Below are 18,842 nucleotides of genomic sequence, written 5' to 3'. Positions count from 1 at the left end.
ACATAACCGTCATGGAAGATGTTGCATAAGCCGCGCAAACAGACATCAGACGAGTCATTCTGACAAACGGAGCCGCCATGCTGCCCCTTACCGCGATCCTGATCCTCGGACTCTCGCTCTTGTTTTTCGCGCTGTCGCGCAATCGCGCAATCGGCCTTGCTGATGGTCGTTTGGCCAATCTGCATTCGCGCCCTGCCTATCATGGGGCCTATAGCCTTTTGTGGACGCTGCTGACCGGTATTTCGGTGCTGCTGATCGTGGGCCTGTCATGGTCGGCGCTGCTGGAAGCCACCTTGATGGCCGAGATTGCGGCAGCCCTGCCGGGTGAGCCGAACATCGTGCATCAATTGGTGCTGGGCGATGCGCGCGCGATTGCGACGGGCGGTGTGGCCAGCCAGACGGATGCGCTGCGCGAACGGATCGCGGATGCCTACGGCGCGGGTGAGACGCTGCGCCTTTGGGTGACGGCGGCCTTGGCGACGGGTGTGGCGCTGGTGACCGGCTACATCACCTATAACAAGGTGTCGCTCGCATGGCGCGCCCGCAATCGCGCGGAAAAGATGATCCGCGTGATCCTTGCTGCCTGTGCGACCGTGGCGATCCTGACCACGATCGGGATCGTGTTGTCGCTGATCTCCACCACCATGGAATTCTTCGGAAATATCGGCTGGCGCGTCGATAAGTTCCTTTTCGGCACGACATGGTCGCCCTTGGCGGGTGTGCAGGACGGCCAGCTTGACCCGGATCGCGTCGGTGCCGTGCCGCTGTTCCTTGGCACGTTCATGATCACGATCATCGCCATGCTCGTGGCGGTGCCGGTGGGCCTGTTTGCCGCGATCTATCTGAGCGACTTCGCATCGAAGCGCACGCGCGCATGGGCCAAACCGCTCTTGGAGATCCTCGCGGGTGTTCCGACGGTTGTGTACGGCTTTTTCGCGGCGATCACCGTTGCACCTTTTATCCGCGATCTGGGGCAGTCCATCGGGCTTGCCACATCGTCCTCCTCTGCTCTGGCGGCGGGGATGGTGATGGGGATCATGATTATTCCGTTCATCTCATCGCTGTCGGATGACGTGATCAACTCCGTTCCGCAATCGTTGCGGGATGGCTCCTATGGCCTGGGTGCGACCAAGGCGGAAACGATCCGTCAGGTCGTGCTGCCCGCGGCCCTTCCCGGGATCGTGTCTGCCGTATTGCTCGGCGTGTCACGCGCGGTGGGGGAGACGATGATCGTGGTGATGGCCGCCGGGCAGGGCGCCAACATGACGTGGAACCCTCTTGAGGCTGTCACGACCGTTACGGTGCAGATCGTCATGCTCTATACCGGGGACACCGACCTTGCGACCGCCTCCGGCCCCGTTTTCGCGCTTGGGTTTACGCTGTTCTGCGTGACGCTGGCACTCAACATTCTGGCGCTCAAGATCGTGCGCCGGTACCGCGAACTTTACGACTGAGGCTGATGCAATGGTGGATATGACTGAGCTTTCCAAGGTGCACGGCTCGAAAGCGTCGGCAGACCGGCTCAAGAAACGGCGCGCGGCGGAATGGCGGCTTAAGGCATATGGGATCGCGGCAATCGCGTTTGCCGGTGCGGCCCTCGTGATCCTGCTGTCCTCCGTGGTGCTGAACGCGCGCTTCGCGATTACGGAGACCTATATCAACGCGGAAATCACGATCCCGCAGGAGGTTGATCCCGGCAACACCCGCGATCCCGAAGTGATCGGCCAGGCGCGGTTCGCCAATATCGTGCGTGACGAGTTCCGGGATATGTTCCCTTATGTCTCTGGCCGGTCCAACCGGCGGGAATTGTCGGACCTTTATTCCTCCGGCGCTGTGTTCGAATTGCGCGACTATGTGATGGAGAACCCCGAGGTCGTTGGCGATCGGATCGAATTTGAATTCGTCGCCTCCGACGTCACCGACCTCTATATGAAGGGCGCGTTCGGCACGCTGGAGCCGCAGGATAACAGCATCGACATTACCCTCGATTTCATCGGTGACGACACGGTGGAGATCGTGGCGGATGCGCCGATCTTTTCAGGCATGCAGGCGCTGGTGCGGCAGGACCTGGTCAAGCTGGCGGATCGCAGGCTTGAGGAAGCAGGGCGTCAGGACGCGGGCGTGATCGAGTTCGAACGCCGCGCCTCCGTTGCCGAAACGGAAGAAGAGCGCGCACTCAATCAGGCCACCGCCGATGCCCGCGCGGTGGAGCGGGACCGCCTGCGCGCCGAAGCGGACGATTTGATGAACCGCTCCCGCGATCCAAGCGGGTTTGAGCAAGTGCTCGAAACCAATCCATCCGTCTATATGGACGTCAACGAAGGCTGGCTGCGGATCACTGGTGTGGGCACCAACACGGCCACGGCAGAGATCGTCGTGCCGATGGCCGAGCGGATCACCGATCCCGCCAGCTATTCCTACTACATCAACGAAGTGCCGCAGCAGCAGCGCCCGATCTCTGACCAGAAAATCATCTGGATCGAGGAATTGCGCGACGCGGGCGCGATTGAGACGAAGCTGAACTGGCGCTTTTTCCAGGCCGCGGACTCGACCCAGCCCGAGCTTGCCGGTGTGTGGGGCGCGATTGTCGGCTCCTTCTGGACGCTGATCGTGACGGCGACGCTCGCGGTGCCGATTGGGGTGCTGGCGGCGGTCTATCTGGAGGAATTCGCGCCCAAAAACCGGGTGACGGATTTCATCGAGGTGAACATCAACAACCTCGCCGCCGTGCCGTCCATCGTGTTTGGTCTGTTGGGTGTGTCGATCCTGTTTGCGCTATTGCAGTTGACCGGGCAGGATTTCCGGCAGACCCCGATCATCGGCGGGATCGTGCTGGCGCTCATGTCGCTGCCGACGATCATCATCGCGTCGAGAGCCTCCATCCGGGCGGTGCCGCCGTCGATCCGGGATGCGGCGCTTGGCCTTGGTGCGTCCAAGCTCCAATCGACCTTTCACCATGTGCTGCCCCTCGCCCTGCCGGGGATTCTCACGGGCACCATCATCGCGATGGCGCAGGCACTTGGGGAAACGGCCCCTCTGATCCTTGTCGGATTGGTGGCCTTCATCACCGAAGCACCCACTGGCCCGACCGACAGCTCAACCGTGTTGCCGGTGATCGTGTTTAGCTGGTCGGGCAACCCTGAGCGGGCCTTTGAAGCGAAAACCGCAGCGGCAATCTGCGTCTTGCTGCTGTTCCTTATCATTATGAACGCGCTGGCTGTCTTCCTCCGCAAGCGTTTCGAGCGGCGGTGGTAAACCATGGACACGGGAACCGAAAACATGACCAATATGCGCATGACTGACAAATCTGTAGACACGAACGATATCAAAATCTCCGCCCGCAATGTGGACGTCTATTATGGCGATACCCATGCGATCAAATCGGTTGATGTTGATATCCTCAACCACACCGTGACGGCGTTTATTGGCCCGTCGGGGTGCGGCAAATCCACGTTCCTGCGGTGCCTGAACCGGATGAACGACACAATCGACATCGCGCGCACGACGGGGGATATCCACCTCGACGGCTCGGACATCTACGCCAAGGATGTGGACCCGGTGCAATTGCGCGCGCGGGTCGGGATGGTGTTCCAAAAACCAAACCCGTTCCCGAAGTCGATCTATGACAACGTGGCGTATGGCCCGCGTATCCACGGGCTTGTCGCGAACAAGGCCGAGCTTGATGAAGTGGTTGAAAAATCCCTCAAGCGGGCTGCGATGTGGAACGAAGTGAAAGACCGCCTCGATCAGCCCGGCACGGGCCTGTCCGGCGGCCAACAGCAGCGCCTGTGCATCGCGCGCGCCATCGCGACGGCACCCGAAGTGCTGTTGATGGATGAGCCGTGCTCGGCACTTGACCCGATTGCGACGGCGCAGACCGAAGAATTGATTGACGAGCTGCGGCAGGACTACGCCGTGGTGATCGTCACCCACTCCATGCAACAGGCCGCGCGCGTTAGCCAAAAGACCGCGTTTTTCCACCTTGGCACATTGGTGGAATACGGCGCGACCAGCACGATTTTCACCAATCCTGAGGACGAACGGACGCAGGATTACATCACAGGGCGGTTCGGCTAATGAGCGAACGGAATCTCAAACATCACGGCGGCCAGCATATCGTTTCGTCTTTTGACGATGATCTGATCGCCGTACAGGCCAAACTGTCCGAAATGGGCGGTCTGACCGAGGACATGCTGGTCAACGCGCTCGAAGCGATCAAGAATCGCGATCCGCAGCTCGCACAGGACGTGGTGGCCAAGGACAAGCGGCTCGACCGGCTGGAAATGGAAGTCGAAGAGCTGGCGACCCGCATCATCGCGCTGCGTCAGCCGATGGCGCAGGATTTGCGGCTGGTGATCTCCGCGCTCAAGATGGCTTCGACGCTGGAACGGATCGGCGATTTGGCTAAGAACGTGGCCCGGCGGGCCGTGGCGCTCGCATCCGTCCGTCCGACGCATCTGTCCAACTCCATCGTGCGGATGGGGAACCAGACGCTCGGCCAGTTGACCGAAGTGCTTGATGCGTTCACGTCGCGCGAAACGCCGCTGGCGGTCGCCGTCTGGCGGCGCGATATCGAACTGGATGAGATGTATAACTCCATCTTCCGCGAGGTCGTGACCTATATGATGGAAGACCCGCGCATGATTGGGCTTGGCTCGCAATTCCTGTTCATCGCGAAAAACCTTGAGCGGATGGGCGATCACACCACCCATATCGCGGAGATGGTCTACTACATCGTGGAAGGTGAGCCGCTAGGCGATGATCGGCCAAAAGGCGAGCCGATCGGTCTGGACGGGCTCTAGGCGGGTTGAACGGAGGGCAAACCGATGGGTGCCAAGGTTCTGGTCGTTGAGGATGATGCAGCCCTCGCGGAACTGCTGACCTATAACCTCGGGAAAGAGGGGTTTGAGGTGCGCCATGCCCCGGATGGGGATGAGGCGCTCCTCGCGATTGACGAGGATATGCCCGATCTGATCGTGCTCGATTGGATGCTGCCGCATATGTCGGGGATCGAGATTTGCAGGCAAGTCCGCGCCCGCCCTGAAACCCGCGAAGTGCCGGTGATCATGCTCACCGCGCGCGGGGAAGAGGATGACCTTCTGCGCGGGTTTGAGACGGGGGCGGATGACTACCTGACCAAGCCGTTTTCGATGACCGAGCTTGTCGCCCGGATCAAATCCCTCCTGCGCCGGATGCGCCCCACCATCGCGGGCAATGTGGCGACATTTGGCGATATCACGCTTGATCGGGAAACCTGCCGCGTGCGCCGGGGCAGCCGCGATGTGCATCTTGGCCCCACGGAATTTCGCCTGCTCGACGTGTTGATGCAGCGCCCCGGCCGGGTGTTCAGCCGCGAACAACTGCTTGATCGCGTGTGGGGGCATGACGTCTATGTCGAGATCCGCACGGTGGATGTGCATGTGGGCCGGCTGCGCAAGGCGCTTAACCGGCGGGGCGAGCCTGATCCGGTGCGCACGGTCCGGTCTGCGGGCTACGCGCTGGATGAGACATATAAGGCGTCGGCCTGATCTGAAGGGCGTCGCGCGCTAAAACGACAGCCGTGCGCCGAATTTCAGGAAGGGCAGAAACTCAAGGTCAGCAGCACCCTGCCGAATCTGCGCTGTTTCCGCGTCGATATCTGCCTGCGCGACGGTGCCCGTCGTCTCCGTGATGTTCACGTTGAACGCGCTGTTCCCGATCACCCCGATATCCATATCAACCGAAAAACGGGACAGGTGCCCGGAATACCCGATGGTGGCCAAGGGGCGCACATCGTTTTTTGGGTCGATCAGGGTGTTAAGCTGCGCGTTGTTATAGACCGTGTTGCCGATCTGGGTTGGCGTCGTGATGGTGGAGCGGGAATCGACCTTTTCATTCCCTGCCCAGATGCCGCCGCCCACGCGAAATCCGCTCTCAAACGGATAAAAATCCGCGATCAACCCGACCCCGCCGATGGTGAGCTTCGAATCGTAGTTGATCCCCTCAAAGGTCAGGTTGGTGGAATAGGAGCCAAAGCCGATGGGCGCACGCAGGCCGAAACTTTCGTTCAGCCGGTAGCTGGGTTCGATCACCAACCCCATGCTGCCCACACCAGCGGTCACGCCAAAGCCATGCTCTGACCCGTCCTGCGCAAAGCTGGCGGAATAGGTGGCAACACAGGCGGCGGTTGCCAGGGCCGATATCGAAAATCGCATCCTGTCAGTCCTCAAAACGAGTGGCCCACCTTACCTAGAGTAAAGCAGACCCACCCGATTCGGGGAAGGATTAGCGAGACGCGCGACGATCCCGGCGCGAGGACATTGGCTGGAACGCGATGCTAACGTGCTGTTCGCAATAGGGTTTTCCTGCCGCACAAGGATGCCCGCAGAACCAGAAATCGTCCGTCGCAGGATCCCCGATGGGCCATTTGCAGGTCCGTTCGGTCAATTGCATCAGCGTCAGCTTCTTCGCGTTTTTCTCGAATTGCGCGATATTGGCGAGCGTTTCGGGGCTGACCTCGTTGCCGGTAGGTTGCGGCGGCAGGGGCTGACCGGGGATCAGTTGCGGCTTGCTGCGCGGGATGTGCACGGGCGCGGGTGCAGGCTCTGCTTTTGGCTCGGGCGTGGCCGCGGCCGCAGGGGCCGGTTTCGGCTCCGGCGCGGGTTTCTTTGGCTTTTCCGCTGCCGGTTTCGGTGCGGGTGCGGCCTCTGCCTTCGCGGGTTCAGCGGCGGCGGCGGTCTTGGTCGTGGTGGTCGTGCGGTTCGACAGGCCAAGGCGATGCACCTTCCCGATGACCGCATTGCGGGTCACACCGCCCAGTTCCTTGGCGATGACGGAAGCGGATTTCCCCTCCCCCCACATGGTTTTCAACTTCTCTACGCGTTCGTCAGTCCAGGACATGAACGATCCTTTCGGCTTTCCAAAACGGGAGCACGGCACATGTTGTGCCGCAACTTGACCCTGAGCTATGAGGGAAATCCCGGTTGCTCTCTATTTTATAGTTTGGCGCGGTGGATACAAGGGTGCGAAGTCATGGATGCAAAAGAGGTGGTCAGGGCGTTCTGGACGGCGATGGCCAGCAATGATTTCGTGGCCGCATCACAGCACCTGTCGCCGGATTTTGAAGGCATCTGGCCGCAAAGCGGTGAGGTGATCACGGGTCGCGCCAATTTTGCCGCGATCAACACCGCTTACCCTGCGTCGGGTCTTTGGCGCTTTACGCTCAAGCGGATCATCGCGGACGGGGTGGAGGTTGTGACGGATGTGGACGTGACCGACGGCACGGTGCGCGCCACCGCCGTCACCTTTCATAGCGTTGCGGGCGGTCTGATCCGGCGGCAGGTCGAATACTGGCCCGATCCCTTTCCCGCACCGCCATGGCGGGCAGACTGGGTCAGCATCCAGCCGTAAGCCATCAGCGCGGTTGAAGCGCCAGCCGTGCGGCCAGCATCACGAACAGCGCGCTGGTGCCATATTGCAGCGCCCGCGCCGCACCCGTGTTGCGGGCCAGCAGCCGGGCAAATCCACCGCCGAGGCTCCCGACCACAAGGTTGATGCTCGTCCCGCCCACATTCAGGATCAGCCCGAAGATCAGGAATTGCAGCAGGATCGGCCCGCGATCCGGCTCAACGAATTGCGGAATGAGCGCGAGGAAAAAGAGCGCGATTTTCGGGTTCAGCACATTCACCACAACCCCGCGGCGGAACGCGCCCCAAACGCTCGCACGTCCCACCTGCGTGGGCTCCAACGTCGTGATCGGATACCGCAACCCCTGAAGGGCCAGCCACACCAGATATCCCACCCCGGCCCAGCGGATCACCTCAAACAGCACCGGATGCGCGGCGATAAAGGCCGCAAAGCCAAGCCCCGCCGCGAATGTATGGATCAGCGCGCCCACCGCCACGCCCCATGCCGCCGCCCGCCCTGCCGATGGCCCGCTTCGTACGCCCTGACCAAGGCAGAACAACATATCCGCCCCCGGCGTCAGGTTGAGCGCCAGCGCGATGGGAACAAAGATCAACAGGGCAGCAGGATCAATCATCGGAGGGTCTTTCATTGCCGAGGGCGCGGTTTGGCATTAGGTAACGCGATCTCAGACCGCGAAGGAATAGCCAAATGCAAGCCACCGATCCCACTGACCCAACCCAACAAATGGGCCAGCGCCGGTTTGGCCGTGTGAACACGCTTGGCGCGCTGACCCTCGCCCAGCGGGAGATCATGCGCTTCACCAATGTCTGGACCCAGACCCTGCTTGCGCCCTTGGCAACGGCGGGCCTGTTTATCGCGGTGTTCACGCTCGCGCTGGCCGATCGGCGCGGGGATGTGATGGGCGTGCCTTTCTCCCAATTCATCGTGCCGGGCATCCTGATGATGACCGTGATCCAGAACGCGTTTGCCAATACATCAAGCTCTGTCGTGATCTCCAAGGTGCAGGGCAATATCGTGGATACGCTGATGCCGCCGCTCAGCGCGTCCGAAATCCTGTTCGGCTATGTTGCGGGCGGGCTGTTGCGCGGGGTGATGGTGGCGATTGCGGTCGCCGCGATCTTCTTTCCACTGTTGGGGATCGGCGTGTCGCATCTGGGCTGGGCGGTGCTGTTTGTGGTGCTGGGATCCGTGATGATGTCGCTTGTCGGGCTTTTGGCCGGGATCTACGCGGACAAGTTTGATCAGATGGCCGCGATCACGAATTTCGTCGTCACGCCGCTCTCGTTCCTGTCAGGGACGTTCTATTCCATCGAAGTGTTGCCGCAACTGATGCAGGATTTGAGCCACGCGAACCCGATTTTCTATGTCATCGACGGGGCGCGGTATGGCGTGCTGGGGGTGTCGGACAGTTCGCCCGTGTTGGGCGCGGTCGTGGTGATTGGCACCTGCGTGGCGCTATACGCGATGGCGTGGTGGATGGTGGACCGGGGCTACCGGCTCAAAAGCTAACGCCGGAGCGGATAAGCGTGCGCAGCGCGTGCGCCTCCGCCCCCACGGTCAGGCGCCGCGCGGCTTCATCCGCTGACAGCCAGATGGGCGTGTGATCCGGCTCCGTTGGGTCACGGAGCGGCAGGACCGCCCGCGCCAGATAGATGTGGCACACCTTCCGCGCCCACCAGCCATAATCGGGCATAAAGACATAGCGCTGATAGACCGTCAGCCGCCGACGCGGGGCAATCCGCCAGCCGGTTTCCTCCATCACCTCGCGATGCAGGGCTGCCACTGGCCCCTCGCCGGGATCAACGCCGCCGCCCGGCAAAAGCCAACCGCCATCCTTGCCCGTGCTGTGCGCCAGCAAGATGCGGCCCGCGCCATCCCCGATGATGCCATATGCCCCCGGACGGTCGCGATAGGGCGCGCCCTGCACATATCGTTCGCCAAAGCGGCGCATGACTGGCCTCCTTCATTCCGATGCGCCAGACCGGATCATGTCCATGCCCGGGAATCAAGCGGATGCACCCCGCCAAACCGCCCCCGCCTCGCCGGGGGGTTTTCAAGTGGGGTCAGGCATACTATCTGACGCCCTTACCCGAGTTTTCCGGAGCCTTACCATGACATCCGCAGATACAATGGCGTGGGATGACATCATCCTGCCCTTCCAGCTTGATAAATCCGACATGCGGGGCCGCGTGGCGCGGTTGGACGATACGCTTGAGCAGATCCTGACCCAGCATGATTATCCCATGCCTGTCGCCGCCCTTGTAGCGGAGGCCGCGATGCTGACCGCGCTCATCGGGCAAACGATCAAGCTGCGCTGGAAACTGTCGCTCCAGATCCGGGGGGAGGGCGCCGTGCGCCTGATCGCGACGGATTACTACGCTCCCGAAAAGGACGGCGCGCCCGCGCGCATCCGCGCTTATGCCGGATATGACGAGGACACGCTTGACCTGAATGCCGAGCCGTTTTCGCTGTTCGGGAAGGGGTATTTCGGGATCATCATTGATCAGGGGCAAGGGATGAGACCCTATCAGGGCATCACGCCGCTTGCCGGTGGCTCGCTTGCCTCCTGTGCGGAGGCATATTTCGCGCAGTCAGAGCAGTTGCCGACCCGCTTTGCCATTGCCAGCGCCCAATCCCAGATGACCGGGGAGGACGCGCCGCGCTGGCGGGGCGGGGGCGTCATGCTCCAGCATATGCCGCCCGCAGGAGAGCATGTGGCCCAGACCGAGGATGGCGGGGATGACACCGGCCTGATGCGGGCGGAGGACTTGATGGATGAGACGGTGCAGGAAAACTGGACCCGCGTGAACACGCTCCTTGAAACGGTCGAGTTGACCGAGCTTGTCGGCCCGCATGTGGCCCCCGACCGGCTCCTGCTGCGCCTGTTCCATGAGGAAGGGCCACGCGTCTATGACCCGCAGACGGTCGAGTTCGGCTGCACCTGCAGCGAAGAAAAGGTCCGCCAGTCCCTGTCGATCTATTCGGCCAAGGATATCGGCACCATGACCACCGAGGAGGGCACTGTGACCGCCGATTGCCAGTTCTGCGGCGCGCATTATGTGCTCGATCCGGCCACGGTCGGATTTGAAAGCGACCCCTCGCAAGGGTAGCGCCCAGCCCCGGCGGATGCTCTGCCGAGGCATCCCATAGGCTAGGCAGCGCGAGCGGCTCTGTTAAGGTTGGGCAATGGCGGATCATCCGCCCTGACCAATAAGCAGCCGCCGCTCATGCCGCATCCGCAAACCATGCCCCCCAGTCAAGCTGCCCTCGCCGATGGCCTGTCCCGGGCGATAGGCTATGTCCGGGCGCGGCAGCGCAGTGATGGGGCGTGGTCTCTACCCGTGCGCAGCGATCCACGGATCACGGCATTCACCCTCGCCACCCATGCCCAGCTTGGCCGCGCAGCGACCGGGCAGACCCGCGCGCTGGAACGGTATCTCGCCGCCACCCAAAAGCCCGATGGCACATGGGAGGGGTGGATCGGTGGCGGGGAGGCGTTGGAGGTCACCGCCGTCTGCGCCATGGCGTTGGAATATGCCACCACGACAGAGGGGCAGCATGCCTGTCAGGCGGCCTCCCGCTGGCTGGAGACCCTGCCGCCCCCCCGGATCGACGGGTTCTGGCTTGGCTATCTCGCGCATCACGGGGATTTGCGATGGGACGAAATTCCGCATGTCTCGCTGCGCCTCTTATCGGTGCCCCGATGGATGCACCCCAATATCCATGATTTCGGCGTGTTGCGGCTCGCCCTAGTGGCGATGGGGGTGATACAAGCGGTCGCGATGCCCCGGCCCGCGCCCCCGGTGCCCAAATGGCGCGCCCCTTGGCTGAGTGCGGCACGGGCGGCCTTTGGTGGCGGGGCTGCGGCCCTCAGCAGGGCGTTGCGCGCGGCGGATCGGTTGGGGGGCCGGGGCGGGCGGGTTGAGGCGGCACTGCAATGGTTGCTTGCCCGGCAGGAGGCCGATGGCTCCTTCTTTTCGTCAACGCATCTGACATCGGCTGTCCTGCGCGCGCTTCACGAAGCGGACCCGGTCCGGTTTGCCCCTGAAATCAATGCTGGTTTTGCCGCGCTGGAAGGCTGGCAACATGCCCACGCGGACGGGCGGTGGCAGGCCTTCACGGATGCCACGATCTGGGACACGGCGCTCTTTACCACCCTCTTGCAGGATCATGGCGCGCCGGAGGATCGCGCGCGGATCGCCCATGCGCAGACCTATCTTTTGAGCCAGCAAATTTATCATCCGGGCGATTATCAGGCGCGCGCTTCCTATCCGGCTGTCGGGGGGTGGAGCTTTCAGCACAACACGCGGATGCACCCGGATGTGGACGATACGGTGCTCACGCTTGGTGTGTTGATGCGCGCGGATGAGCCTGATCTGCGCGCCCTGCGGGATGGCGTCGATTGGCTGTTGTCGATGCAAGGGCGGGACGGCGGCTGGGCCAGTTGGGACCGGGACGATCGCGGCTGGGTTCGGCGGCTGGGCGGCGGGCGCTGGTTCTTGTCCGACACGGCCTGCCCCGTGCTGACAGCGCGCGCGGCGGGGCTTTTGCAGCGCGTGGCAATGGGGGAGGTGCAGGGCCTGTCCGACCTTGTCCCACGGGCGGGCGATGCCGCGCGCCGCGCGTTGCGCTTTGTCGATGCGGCGGGGCCAGAGGGGCGGTGGCTTTGCCGCTGGTTCACGCATTACATCTACGGCACGGCCTATGGGCTGGGTGCGCTGATGCAGCATGGGCGGAGCGATGATCCACGGATCGCGGATGCCCTGTCGTGGTTTGAGCGGATCGCGCAGCCGGATGGCGGATTTGGCGAGGCGCCAGTGTCGCTGATCGAAGGGCACTATGCCTCTGCACCGTCCAATCCGTTTCACACCGCCTGCGTGTTGCGGGCCTTCGTCGCCGCAGGGCAGGGCCGCCACCCTGTTGCCCATCGTGCGGCGCAGTGGCTGTTGCAGCATCAGGATGCCGAGGGCGGGTGGTCCTGTGAGATGCTCTATGCTGCCGGGATACCGGGTGTGTGGTACACGGATTTCACCTCCACCCCCACCTATGAGGCGACACAAGCTTTGCAGCACTACAGCACCGCGCAGGATTGTTGACACGATCCGATGCCGCCGCGTTAATGATCTCATGTGGGACGAATGCGTGCAGGGAGTTGGGGACGGCCCGGCCATGACTGCGCCAGCCGCGATCGGCTGGGCAGGGCGTAGTGGGTCGGCGACCGACCTGCCGCTCGGGTGCCGCGATGTTACGATTATCGGGTCTGGCGTGGTCGGCCTTGCCATGGGGCTTGCCCTGTCGCGCGCGGGCCTGTCCGTCACACTGGCAGAGCAAGCGGCGGCGGATGCGGTCCATGCTGGCGGTGATCGGGCCTATATCCTCACGGGCCCCTCTCGGGCGTTATTATGCGATCTGGGCGTGTGGGACGATCTCAAACCCCATGCCGTGCCGGTGCATCATATCCATGTGGGAGAAAGCGCCGCACGGGCCGCCTGCCCCGATGTCGCGGTTCGTTTTCAGCAGGACCGGCCCAAGGACGGCCCGCTCGCCCATATCCTGACAGAACGGCATTTGCGGGCAGTGCTGACCCAGCGGATCCAGCGGGAAAAGGCCGTGCAGCTTTGCCATGGGCTGTCCTTGCGCAAACTCGCACGGGCCGGTGGGCAGATGCGGGCAACTTTCGCGAACGGAGCGGTTGCGGGCAGCGCGCTCGTGATTGGCTGCGATGGCGGGCGCTCGCCAACGGCGGATTTGGCGGGGATTGCTCAAGACCGCGTGCTGTTTGATCAGACGGCACTGGTGATGACCGTCCGCCACCGCGCGCCACGGCGCCATGGTACGGCCTATGCTTGCCTGTTGCCGGGTGGCCCGCTTTCGGTTTTGCCGCTTGGCCCGGATCGCGCGTCGATCATGTGGGCGGACCGGAAGGAAAGTGCCGCAGCCCTGCGCGCCTTGCCCGAGCACGCGTTTCGCGCCCGCCTCAATGAGATGCTCGCCCCGATCCTTGGCCCCGTGGAGCCGGTGGGCGCGGTGACGCAATTTCCGCTGTCTGCCTCCTGTGCGCGCCGGTTTATCGCGCCGGGGGTGGCGCTTGTGGGGGATGCGGCGCATGTGTTTCATCCGGTAACCGGGCAAGGGCTGAATTATGGGCTGCGGGATGTCGCCGCGCTGACCCGCATTCTGGTTGCTGCGCGCCGGGCGGGCACGTCGCTGTCAGACGCGAGCGTGCTGCGCCGCTATGACCGGGCGCGGCGGGGGGATGCGCGGCTCATGGCGCGCACGACGAATGCGATCCTCACCCTGTTTGGCAGTGAGGCGCCATTGGTGCCCGGGCTGCGGTCGCATGGGCTGACAGCGCTTGCCGCGTTGCCCATGCTGCGCCGCTATCTGGTGCGGCGGGCAAGTGGGCCGAGGATGGAATTGGCAGGGCTTATCCCAGACGGTCCAACCCTGTCCGATCCGGTCAATCCATGATCCGCCTTGGCGCGCGCATCGCGGCCATCCTGTGCCTGACGCTGCTGAGCGCGATTATGCTGCCCTCCCTCCGGGTGGAGGGGGATATGACCTCCGCTATTGCGCGCGCAGCCCCGCTTGACGGGTCAGACGCCGCGCGCGTGCTTGACCGCTGGCAGGATCCTACGGTGACGCTGCTCGCCACATGGCGGGGGGAAGGGCATGACGGGTTTATCGCTGCCCTGTCCGATCTGGTGTTTGAGTTGAGCTTCGCGCCGGGCGTCGCGCAGGTGATCTCCCCTTTCACGATTGAGCAGGATGGCCGCGCGCCGCTTGTTCTGGCCGCAGAGGGCATGATGGAGGCCGCGCCTGCACTCCGCGCAGCGCGGGAGGCGACGCGGTTCGGCCCGTTCCTAATCGGGGAGGATCTGAAAAGTACCCTCCTTTTCGTGCAAGGCGACAGGCAAGCATTGGACGCGTTGCCGGACCAATTCACCCGCTGCCCGGCGGAGGCCGCGTTGTGCCTGCGCCCTATCGGCCCGGTTGCGGCGGAGCAAGTGATCGAGCGACAATTGGCGCGCGATAACCTCCTTTTGCCACTGATCACGGCAGCGGTCAGCACGGGCATTGTCGTGCTGTGGTTCGGCAGTCTGCGCATTGCGGTGCTGCTGATGCTGCCGCCGGGGATCGGGGTGGTCTGGTATCTGGCGCTGATCGCGGCCCTTGGCATGCCGCTTGATGTGTTCAACACGCTGGTGCCGACGATTCTTTTGACGCTGGGGCTGGCGGATATGCTGCATCTGCGCCGCGCGGCGGACACCGCAGAGGATGGGCGGCGGGCGCTGCGCGCGGTGCTGCCCGCAATCACAGTGACCACGGGAACCACGGCACTGGCCTTTGCCTCCCTCGCGCTGGAGGGCAGCGTTGCGATGGAGCGGCTGGCGATTTGCGGCGGTGTCGGGATGGTCACGCTTTGGCTGGCGGTTGTCATCATTGGCCCGATCTGTGTGCCAGCGCGCGGGCCAAGGAAAGGCCCCACTGGCCCGCGCCGCCGGATGATCGCCGCCCTTCACCGGTTTCAGCGCCGGATGGCGCGGCAGGGTGCCTTGTTGCGGCCCGCGGCACTTGGGCTGGCCGCCCTTGGGATGGGCGTGGCGCTGTCGGTTCCGGCCGATTTCACCTTTGAGGAAAACCTGCCCGCCGGAGCGGTTGCCGACGCGGTAGAGGACGGGATCGCGGCGGGCCTGTCGATGGCACCCCTCTTTGCGATTATCCCCGCAGCCGATGCGGCGGCGGAGCAGCGCGCGCTGAGCCTCCTCTATGGCGCGGGCGATGGGGCCGCGACGGAGGATCTGAGCAATGCGCGCCTGTCAGGGGGGCGGATCGCTTTGCCCTATCCCATCGCGCTGGGGGCCAGCGCGCGGGACATCAGGGCCGAAGCGGCGGCTTTGCGTGCGCGGCTTGCGCCCATGGGGGACATCACGCTTCTGGGCTATCCGCTGCGGGTGGCCGATACGATCACCCGCGCGATCGCGCGGCTTCAGCTTGTGCTGGTGGTCGGCGTGCTCGCGCAGGCGCTTATCCTGACCGCGATGCTGCGTTCCGGTCGGGCGGGCATGGCGAGCCTTTTGCCCAATATCCTGCCGCTTCTTGCAATTCAGGTGGCGATGGCCCTGTCGGTGGGCTGGGTGAATGTGTCTGCCGCCGTGGCGATGATCGTGGCGTCCGGCATCGTGGTGGATGACACGGCGCATCTGTTATGGGCCTCCCGCGCGGGGCGGGGTAGGCTCGCGATCGGGCGCGGATTGCGCAAAACGATGGAGCCGATCACCTTGACCACCGTTACGCTCATCGCGGGGCTGAGTGTGTTGGGCTTGAGCGGCCTGCCGGGGCTTCAGACCTTTGGCGCGCTGATGGTCGTGGCGCTGTGCATCGCTTGGATCGGTGATCTGATCCTATTGCCCGCTTTCCTGCGGTGGAGGACGGGACGATGACCCGGATGTTTGCTGCGATCTGTGCGGTCCTGTGGCTTTTGGCTGGCGGCCCTGCTTCTGCGTTGCCGAAAGAGCGCCTTTTGGGACAATGGAGCGGCAACGGGCATCTCGTCCATCCCGATACGGGGCATCAGCTTCGCCTGATGTGCCGCCTGCGGGGGGAGGACGCCGGGGCAGAGGGGCTGACCCTGACGCTGCGCTGTGCAACCTTGCAAGAGGCGCAGACGGTACCCCTGCTGATCGCTTATGACCCGTCTGGCGCGGTTGGCGCGGTGACGGTCACGCGCGCCGATGGCACTGCGGTGCCGCTGGCGTTCGTGGCGGACGCGGCGCGCCTCACACTGACCGATCCGGTGGCCGGGGTGTTGGACCTGACGCAATCGGACACGGGGCTGATCCTGTCGCTCGACAGTCCCAATCTGGGGGCTGGAGTGCTGGACCTGTCCCCGGATTAAGGGGCGGCGTAGCGGGCGCGGGGGCGGATGATCTCCCCGCTTTGGGCCTGCTCGCGTGCATGGGCGATCCATCCGGCAAGCCGCCCGGTCGCAAACAGGATGAAGGCTGCGTCCTCCGGCAGATCAAAAGTCAGCCCCAAAACGGCCAGCGCCCCGTCAATATTCGCCGGAATGCCCAACAGCGCCGACAGACGAGCCAGCGCCAGATGCGCCGGGTGCGCCGCTGGCAGGGCCGCGCGCAAATCCACCGCTCGCGGATCCCCATCGGGGTAAAGCGGATGGCCAAAGCCGAACGCATAGGGAGGGTCCGCTGCATGCTCTGCAAGGAAGCGGTCGGTCGCGCCGGACAGTTCGGCACGGATCGCCCGCTGCGCCAGATGCCCCGCCCCGCCATGGCGTGGGCCGCTGAGAGTGGCCATGCCGCTCAGCAACGCGGCAGGCAGGCTCGCCCCGGTGGAGGCGGCGACCCGCACGGCGAAGGTCGATGGGTTCAACTCATGATCGCTCAATAGAACCAGCGCGCGGCGCAACGCCTCTGCCTCCTGAGCATTCACACCCCACGTTTGCGCGAACCGTTCGTGGATCGGTCCGCCTGCCGCCTGGCCCAGCAGGGCATTCGCGACGCCAGACATCAGCGTGCCGCCGATGCGCGCCACTGCGGCACTGGGAAGGGCGGCAAGGGGGCGCGCGTCACTGACCTCCCCGGACAGATAGGTCATCGCGCGGGCGAGGGGGCGCGCCGCCCTTTGTGGCGGTGTGACGGCGGGGCTGGTGACGCTCTCCACTTGCCATAAATGGGCCGCGACCTCCTCCAATGTCATGTCTTGCGCGCAAGATAGGATGGAGCGGCCACGGACCCACACCACCCCGTTGCGCAACTCCGATATCGCGGTGCTCAGCACCGGATCACCCCAGCGAATGGCCTGCTCGGCCACCGCCGCGCGGGCACGGGGCCGCCGATTGCTGCGCTGAAGGGCGATCACATCGGTGCGGGCATAAAGGCTGCGCCGCGCATCCGCGGGATCGGCCAGAACGCGGATTTGCTTGCGACTGACATAGGCGTAGAGCGTCTGCGCCTTCACACCAAGCAGTGCGCAGGCGGCAGCCCCGTCAATCCAATCATCCGATTTCATATTGATTATATTGATCAAGATTTACAGCCGGTCAATCGCGCGCTCCACTCCCTGCAACCAAACCGAAGGAGCCTGCCATGACCCCGAATTTTGATGCTCAGATCCGAGCCGCCTTGGGCACCGATTTGCCCGCATTCGAGGGGCTGACCGTGACGGGCGAAGGGGAATTGCCGGCCTGCTTCGCGGTGTCCGACCTTGCCCTGTCCACGATCTGTGCCGCGATGGGGGAGGTGGCGGCGCTGACTGGCGCGGGCAGGGCGGTCGTGGACCGGCGGCTTGCGCTCAAATGGTTCGACATGACGCTCAAGCCTGACGCATGGCAGCTTCCTTCCGCGTGGGATGCGATTGCCGGGGATTATGAAGCGGCGGATGGTTGGATTCGCCTGCACACGAACGCGCCGCATCATCGGGATGCCGCATTGTCCGTGTTGGGCACACCGGCAGAGCGGGAACAGGTGGCTGCGCGCGTCGCGACATGGGCCAAAGACGCGCTTGAACGGGCGATCGTGGAGGCAGGCGGTGCGGCGGCTGCGATGCACAGCCTCGACACATGGCAGCGGCATCCGCAGGGGCAGGCGGTTGCCGCTGAGCCGCTGATCGCGTGGGAGGCCACGGGAGTGGCACCGCGCGACACCCGGCTCAAAGGGTTGCGCGTGCTTGACCTCACGCGGGTGCTGGCCGGGCCTGTGGCCACGCGGTTCCTCTCCGGGTTCGGGGCGGATGTGCTGCGCATTGATCCGGCCTGGTGGAGTGAGCCGGGGGTTGAGCCGGAAGTCACTTTGGGCAAACGGCGCGCGGGTCTTGACCTCACGGCGCAGGAGGACCGCGCCACGTTCCGCCATTTGCTGTCTAAGGCGGACGTGTTGGTGCATGGCTACCGCGCCGGGGCGCTTGAGGCGCTGGGGTTTGGGCCGGAGGCACGACAGGCCATCGCGCCGGGCCTGATCGACGTGTCGCTCAATGCCTATGGCTGGACCGGGCCATGGGCCGGGCGGCGCGGGTTCGACAGCCTCGTGCAAATGAGCAGCGGTATCGCCTGTGAAGGAATGCGTCTGACGGCGGGCGACAGACCGCGCCCGCTGCCGGTGCAGGCGCTTGACCATGGCACGGGGTATCTCATGGCTGCGGCGGTTTTGCGCGCGCTGCGAAGGCGCCAAACGACGGGAAAGGCATGGTCCGCGCGCCTGTCCCTCGCCCGTGTCGCGGGCGTGTTGACACAGGCAGGCGCGCGCGATCTGAGCGGTGCTGCGCTGGGCGATCTGGTGTCGGATTGGTCCGAATCGGTCGAACAGACCGATTGGGGCCCCGCGCGGCGCGTGATCTTTCCCGGAACGCTTGATGGCGCAGGCCCGAGTTGGCCCCGCGCAGCGGGGCGGCTGCGCGTTGATCCGGCGGCGTGGTAA

The 18,842-nt window shown here is 64.2% G+C and carries 18 protein-coding genes; 13 read left to right on the top strand and 5 right to left on the bottom strand.

Annotated elements, in window-relative coordinates; all coding sequences use genetic code 11:
• The first annotated feature begins 77 nt into the window (after positions 1 to 77).
• The 5 genes from pstC to phoB are packed head-to-tail and all read left to right on the top strand — an operon-like array spanning position 78 to position 5,528.
• Positions 78 to 1,454: a phosphate ABC transporter permease subunit PstC gene (pstC, locus tag FHS89_RS01385; RefSeq protein ID WP_184007701.1), complete on the top strand. Its 1,377-nt coding sequence runs from the start codon at positions 78 to 80 to the stop codon at positions 1,452 to 1,454.
• 19 nt (positions 1,455 to 1,473) lie between these two features.
• Positions 1,474 to 3,255 (top strand): phosphate ABC transporter permease PstA, encoded by a 1,782-nt coding sequence (gene pstA, locus FHS89_RS01380; RefSeq protein WP_184007699.1) that lies wholly within the window; start codon positions 1,474 to 1,476, stop codon positions 3,253 to 3,255.
• A gap of 33 nt (positions 3,256 to 3,288) precedes the next feature.
• The gene (gene pstB, locus FHS89_RS01375) at positions 3,289 to 4,077 is read left to right on the top strand and encodes a phosphate ABC transporter ATP-binding protein PstB (protein WP_425502768.1); all 789 of its coding nucleotides are present in this window, start codon (positions 3,289 to 3,291) and stop codon (positions 4,075 to 4,077) included.
• A complete protein-coding gene (gene phoU / locus FHS89_RS01370; protein ID WP_184007697.1) occupies positions 4,077 to 4,802 on the top strand; it encodes a phosphate signaling complex protein PhoU in 726 nt (241 codons plus the stop codon). The genes pstB and phoU overlap by 1 nt, the downstream gene beginning before the upstream one ends.
• A gap of 24 nt (positions 4,803 to 4,826) precedes the next feature.
• On the top strand, positions 4,827 to 5,528 hold the full coding sequence (gene phoB, locus FHS89_RS01365) for a phosphate regulon transcriptional regulator PhoB (RefSeq protein ID WP_184007695.1): 702 nt from the start codon (positions 4,827 to 4,829) through the stop codon (positions 5,526 to 5,528).
• A gap of 18 nt (positions 5,529 to 5,546) precedes the next feature.
• Here phoB and FHS89_RS01360 read toward each other — a convergent pair whose 3' ends face one another.
• Positions 5,547 to 6,194 (bottom strand): hypothetical protein, encoded by a 648-nt coding sequence (locus FHS89_RS01360; RefSeq protein ID WP_184007693.1) that lies wholly within the window; start codon positions 6,192 to 6,194, stop codon positions 5,547 to 5,549.
• A gap of 70 nt (positions 6,195 to 6,264) precedes the next feature.
• Positions 6,265 to 6,879, bottom strand: a complete 615-nt coding sequence (locus FHS89_RS01355) for a GcrA family cell cycle regulator (RefSeq protein WP_184007691.1) — start codon at positions 6,877 to 6,879, stop codon at positions 6,265 to 6,267.
• A gap of 132 nt (positions 6,880 to 7,011) precedes the next feature.
• On the opposite strand from FHS89_RS01355, the gene FHS89_RS01350 reads away from it, so the two are divergent.
• Entirely contained in the window at positions 7,012 to 7,389 is a 378-nt protein-coding gene (locus FHS89_RS01350) for a nuclear transport factor 2 family protein (protein WP_184007689.1), read from the top strand.
• 4 nt (positions 7,390 to 7,393) lie between these two features.
• Here FHS89_RS01350 and FHS89_RS01345 read toward each other — a convergent pair whose 3' ends face one another.
• Positions 7,394 to 8,035: a LysE family translocator gene (locus FHS89_RS01345; RefSeq protein ID WP_246413507.1), complete on the bottom strand. Its 642-nt coding sequence runs from the start codon at positions 8,033 to 8,035 to the stop codon at positions 7,394 to 7,396.
• A 59-nt stretch (positions 8,036 to 8,094) separates the two neighbouring features.
• On the opposite strand from FHS89_RS01345, the gene FHS89_RS01340 reads away from it, so the two are divergent.
• Entirely contained in the window at positions 8,095 to 8,916 is an 822-nt protein-coding gene (locus tag FHS89_RS01340) for an ABC transporter permease (protein ID WP_246413505.1), read from the top strand.
• On the opposite strand, the gene FHS89_RS01335 is transcribed toward FHS89_RS01340, so the two are convergent.
• Positions 8,906 to 9,358 (bottom strand): NUDIX domain-containing protein, encoded by a 453-nt coding sequence (locus FHS89_RS01335; protein WP_184007687.1) that lies wholly within the window; start codon positions 9,356 to 9,358, stop codon positions 8,906 to 8,908. The genes FHS89_RS01340 and FHS89_RS01335 overlap by 11 nt on opposite strands.
• A gap of 160 nt (positions 9,359 to 9,518) precedes the next feature.
• Here FHS89_RS01335 and hslO point away from each other — a divergent pair, with 160 nt between their 5' ends.
• From hslO to FHS89_RS01310, 5 genes are all read left to right on the top strand, one after another.
• Positions 9,519 to 10,517 (top strand): Hsp33 family molecular chaperone HslO, encoded by a 999-nt coding sequence (hslO, locus tag FHS89_RS01330; protein WP_184007685.1) that lies wholly within the window; start codon positions 9,519 to 9,521, stop codon positions 10,515 to 10,517.
• A gap of 135 nt (positions 10,518 to 10,652) precedes the next feature.
• Positions 10,653 to 12,503, top strand: coding sequence for a prenyltransferase/squalene oxidase repeat-containing protein (locus FHS89_RS01325; RefSeq protein ID WP_184007683.1), 1,851 nt, complete (start codon positions 10,653 to 10,655; stop codon positions 12,501 to 12,503).
• A 73-nt stretch (positions 12,504 to 12,576) separates the two neighbouring features.
• Positions 12,577 to 13,878, top strand: coding sequence for an FAD-dependent monooxygenase (locus FHS89_RS01320; protein WP_184007681.1), 1,302 nt, complete (start codon positions 12,577 to 12,579; stop codon positions 13,876 to 13,878).
• Entirely contained in the window at positions 13,875 to 15,851 is a 1,977-nt protein-coding gene (locus FHS89_RS01315) for an RND transporter family protein (RefSeq protein ID WP_184007679.1), read from the top strand. Before FHS89_RS01320 ends, FHS89_RS01315 begins: the two co-directional genes overlap by 4 nt.
• Positions 15,848 to 16,306, top strand: coding sequence for a hypothetical protein (locus FHS89_RS01310; protein ID WP_184007677.1), 459 nt, complete (start codon positions 15,848 to 15,850; stop codon positions 16,304 to 16,306). Before FHS89_RS01315 ends, FHS89_RS01310 begins: the two co-directional genes overlap by 4 nt.
• Here FHS89_RS01310 and FHS89_RS01305 read toward each other — a convergent pair.
• Positions 16,303 to 17,439 (bottom strand): citrate synthase, encoded by a 1,137-nt coding sequence (locus FHS89_RS01305; protein ID WP_184007675.1) that lies wholly within the window; start codon positions 17,437 to 17,439, stop codon positions 16,303 to 16,305. The genes FHS89_RS01310 and FHS89_RS01305 overlap by 4 nt on opposite strands.
• A gap of 77 nt (positions 17,440 to 17,516) precedes the next feature.
• Here FHS89_RS01305 and FHS89_RS01300 point away from each other — a divergent pair, with 77 nt between their 5' ends.
• Entirely contained in the window at positions 17,517 to 18,842 is a 1,326-nt protein-coding gene (locus FHS89_RS01300) for a CoA transferase (protein WP_184007673.1), read from the top strand.

This window comes from Rubricella aquisinus, from assembly GCF_014199445.1.
In the GTDB taxonomy this organism is placed as follows: Bacteria; Pseudomonadota; Alphaproteobacteria; order Rhodobacterales; family Rhodobacteraceae; genus Rubricella; species Rubricella aquisinus.
This window is presented reverse-complemented; position numbering and strand designations above follow the sequence as displayed.

Bases quoted from the DNA above. Each gene is read 5' to 3' on its own strand.
- pstC (WP_184007701.1), top strand. From the start codon at position 78: ATGCTGCCCCTTACCGCGATCCTGATCCTCGGACTCTCGCTCTTGTTT.
- pstA (WP_184007699.1), top strand. From the start codon at position 1,474: ATGACTGAGCTTTCCAAGGTGCACGGCTCGAAAGCGTCGGCAGACCGG.
- pstB (WP_425502768.1), top strand. From the start codon at position 3,289: ATGCGCATGACTGACAAATCTGTAGACACGAACGATATCAAAATCTCC.
- phoU (WP_184007697.1), top strand. From the start codon at position 4,077: ATGAGCGAACGGAATCTCAAACATCACGGCGGCCAGCATATCGTTTCG.
- phoB (WP_184007695.1), top strand. From the start codon at position 4,827: ATGGGTGCCAAGGTTCTGGTCGTTGAGGATGATGCAGCCCTCGCGGAA.
- FHS89_RS01360 (WP_184007693.1), bottom strand. From the start codon at position 6,194: ATGCGATTTTCGATATCGGCCCTGGCAACCGCCGCCTGTGTTGCCACC.
- FHS89_RS01355 (WP_184007691.1), bottom strand. From the start codon at position 6,879: ATGTCCTGGACTGACGAACGCGTAGAGAAGTTGAAAACCATGTGGGGG.
- FHS89_RS01350 (WP_184007689.1), top strand. From the start codon at position 7,012: ATGGATGCAAAAGAGGTGGTCAGGGCGTTCTGGACGGCGATGGCCAGC.
- FHS89_RS01345 (WP_246413507.1), bottom strand. From the start codon at position 8,035: ATGAAAGACCCTCCGATGATTGATCCTGCTGCCCTGTTGATCTTTGTT.
- FHS89_RS01340 (WP_246413505.1), top strand. From the start codon at position 8,095: ATGCAAGCCACCGATCCCACTGACCCAACCCAACAAATGGGCCAGCGC.
- FHS89_RS01335 (WP_184007687.1), bottom strand. From the start codon at position 9,358: ATGCGCCGCTTTGGCGAACGATATGTGCAGGGCGCGCCCTATCGCGAC.
- hslO (WP_184007685.1), top strand. From the start codon at position 9,519: ATGACATCCGCAGATACAATGGCGTGGGATGACATCATCCTGCCCTTC.
- FHS89_RS01325 (WP_184007683.1), top strand. From the start codon at position 10,653: ATGCCCCCCAGTCAAGCTGCCCTCGCCGATGGCCTGTCCCGGGCGATA.
- FHS89_RS01320 (WP_184007681.1), top strand. From the start codon at position 12,577: ATGACTGCGCCAGCCGCGATCGGCTGGGCAGGGCGTAGTGGGTCGGCG.
- FHS89_RS01315 (WP_184007679.1), top strand. From the start codon at position 13,875: ATGATCCGCCTTGGCGCGCGCATCGCGGCCATCCTGTGCCTGACGCTG.
- FHS89_RS01310 (WP_184007677.1), top strand. From the start codon at position 15,848: ATGACCCGGATGTTTGCTGCGATCTGTGCGGTCCTGTGGCTTTTGGCT.
- FHS89_RS01305 (WP_184007675.1), bottom strand. From the start codon at position 17,439: ATGAAATCGGATGATTGGATTGACGGGGCTGCCGCCTGCGCACTGCTT.
- FHS89_RS01300 (WP_184007673.1), top strand. From the start codon at position 17,517: ATGACCCCGAATTTTGATGCTCAGATCCGAGCCGCCTTGGGCACCGAT.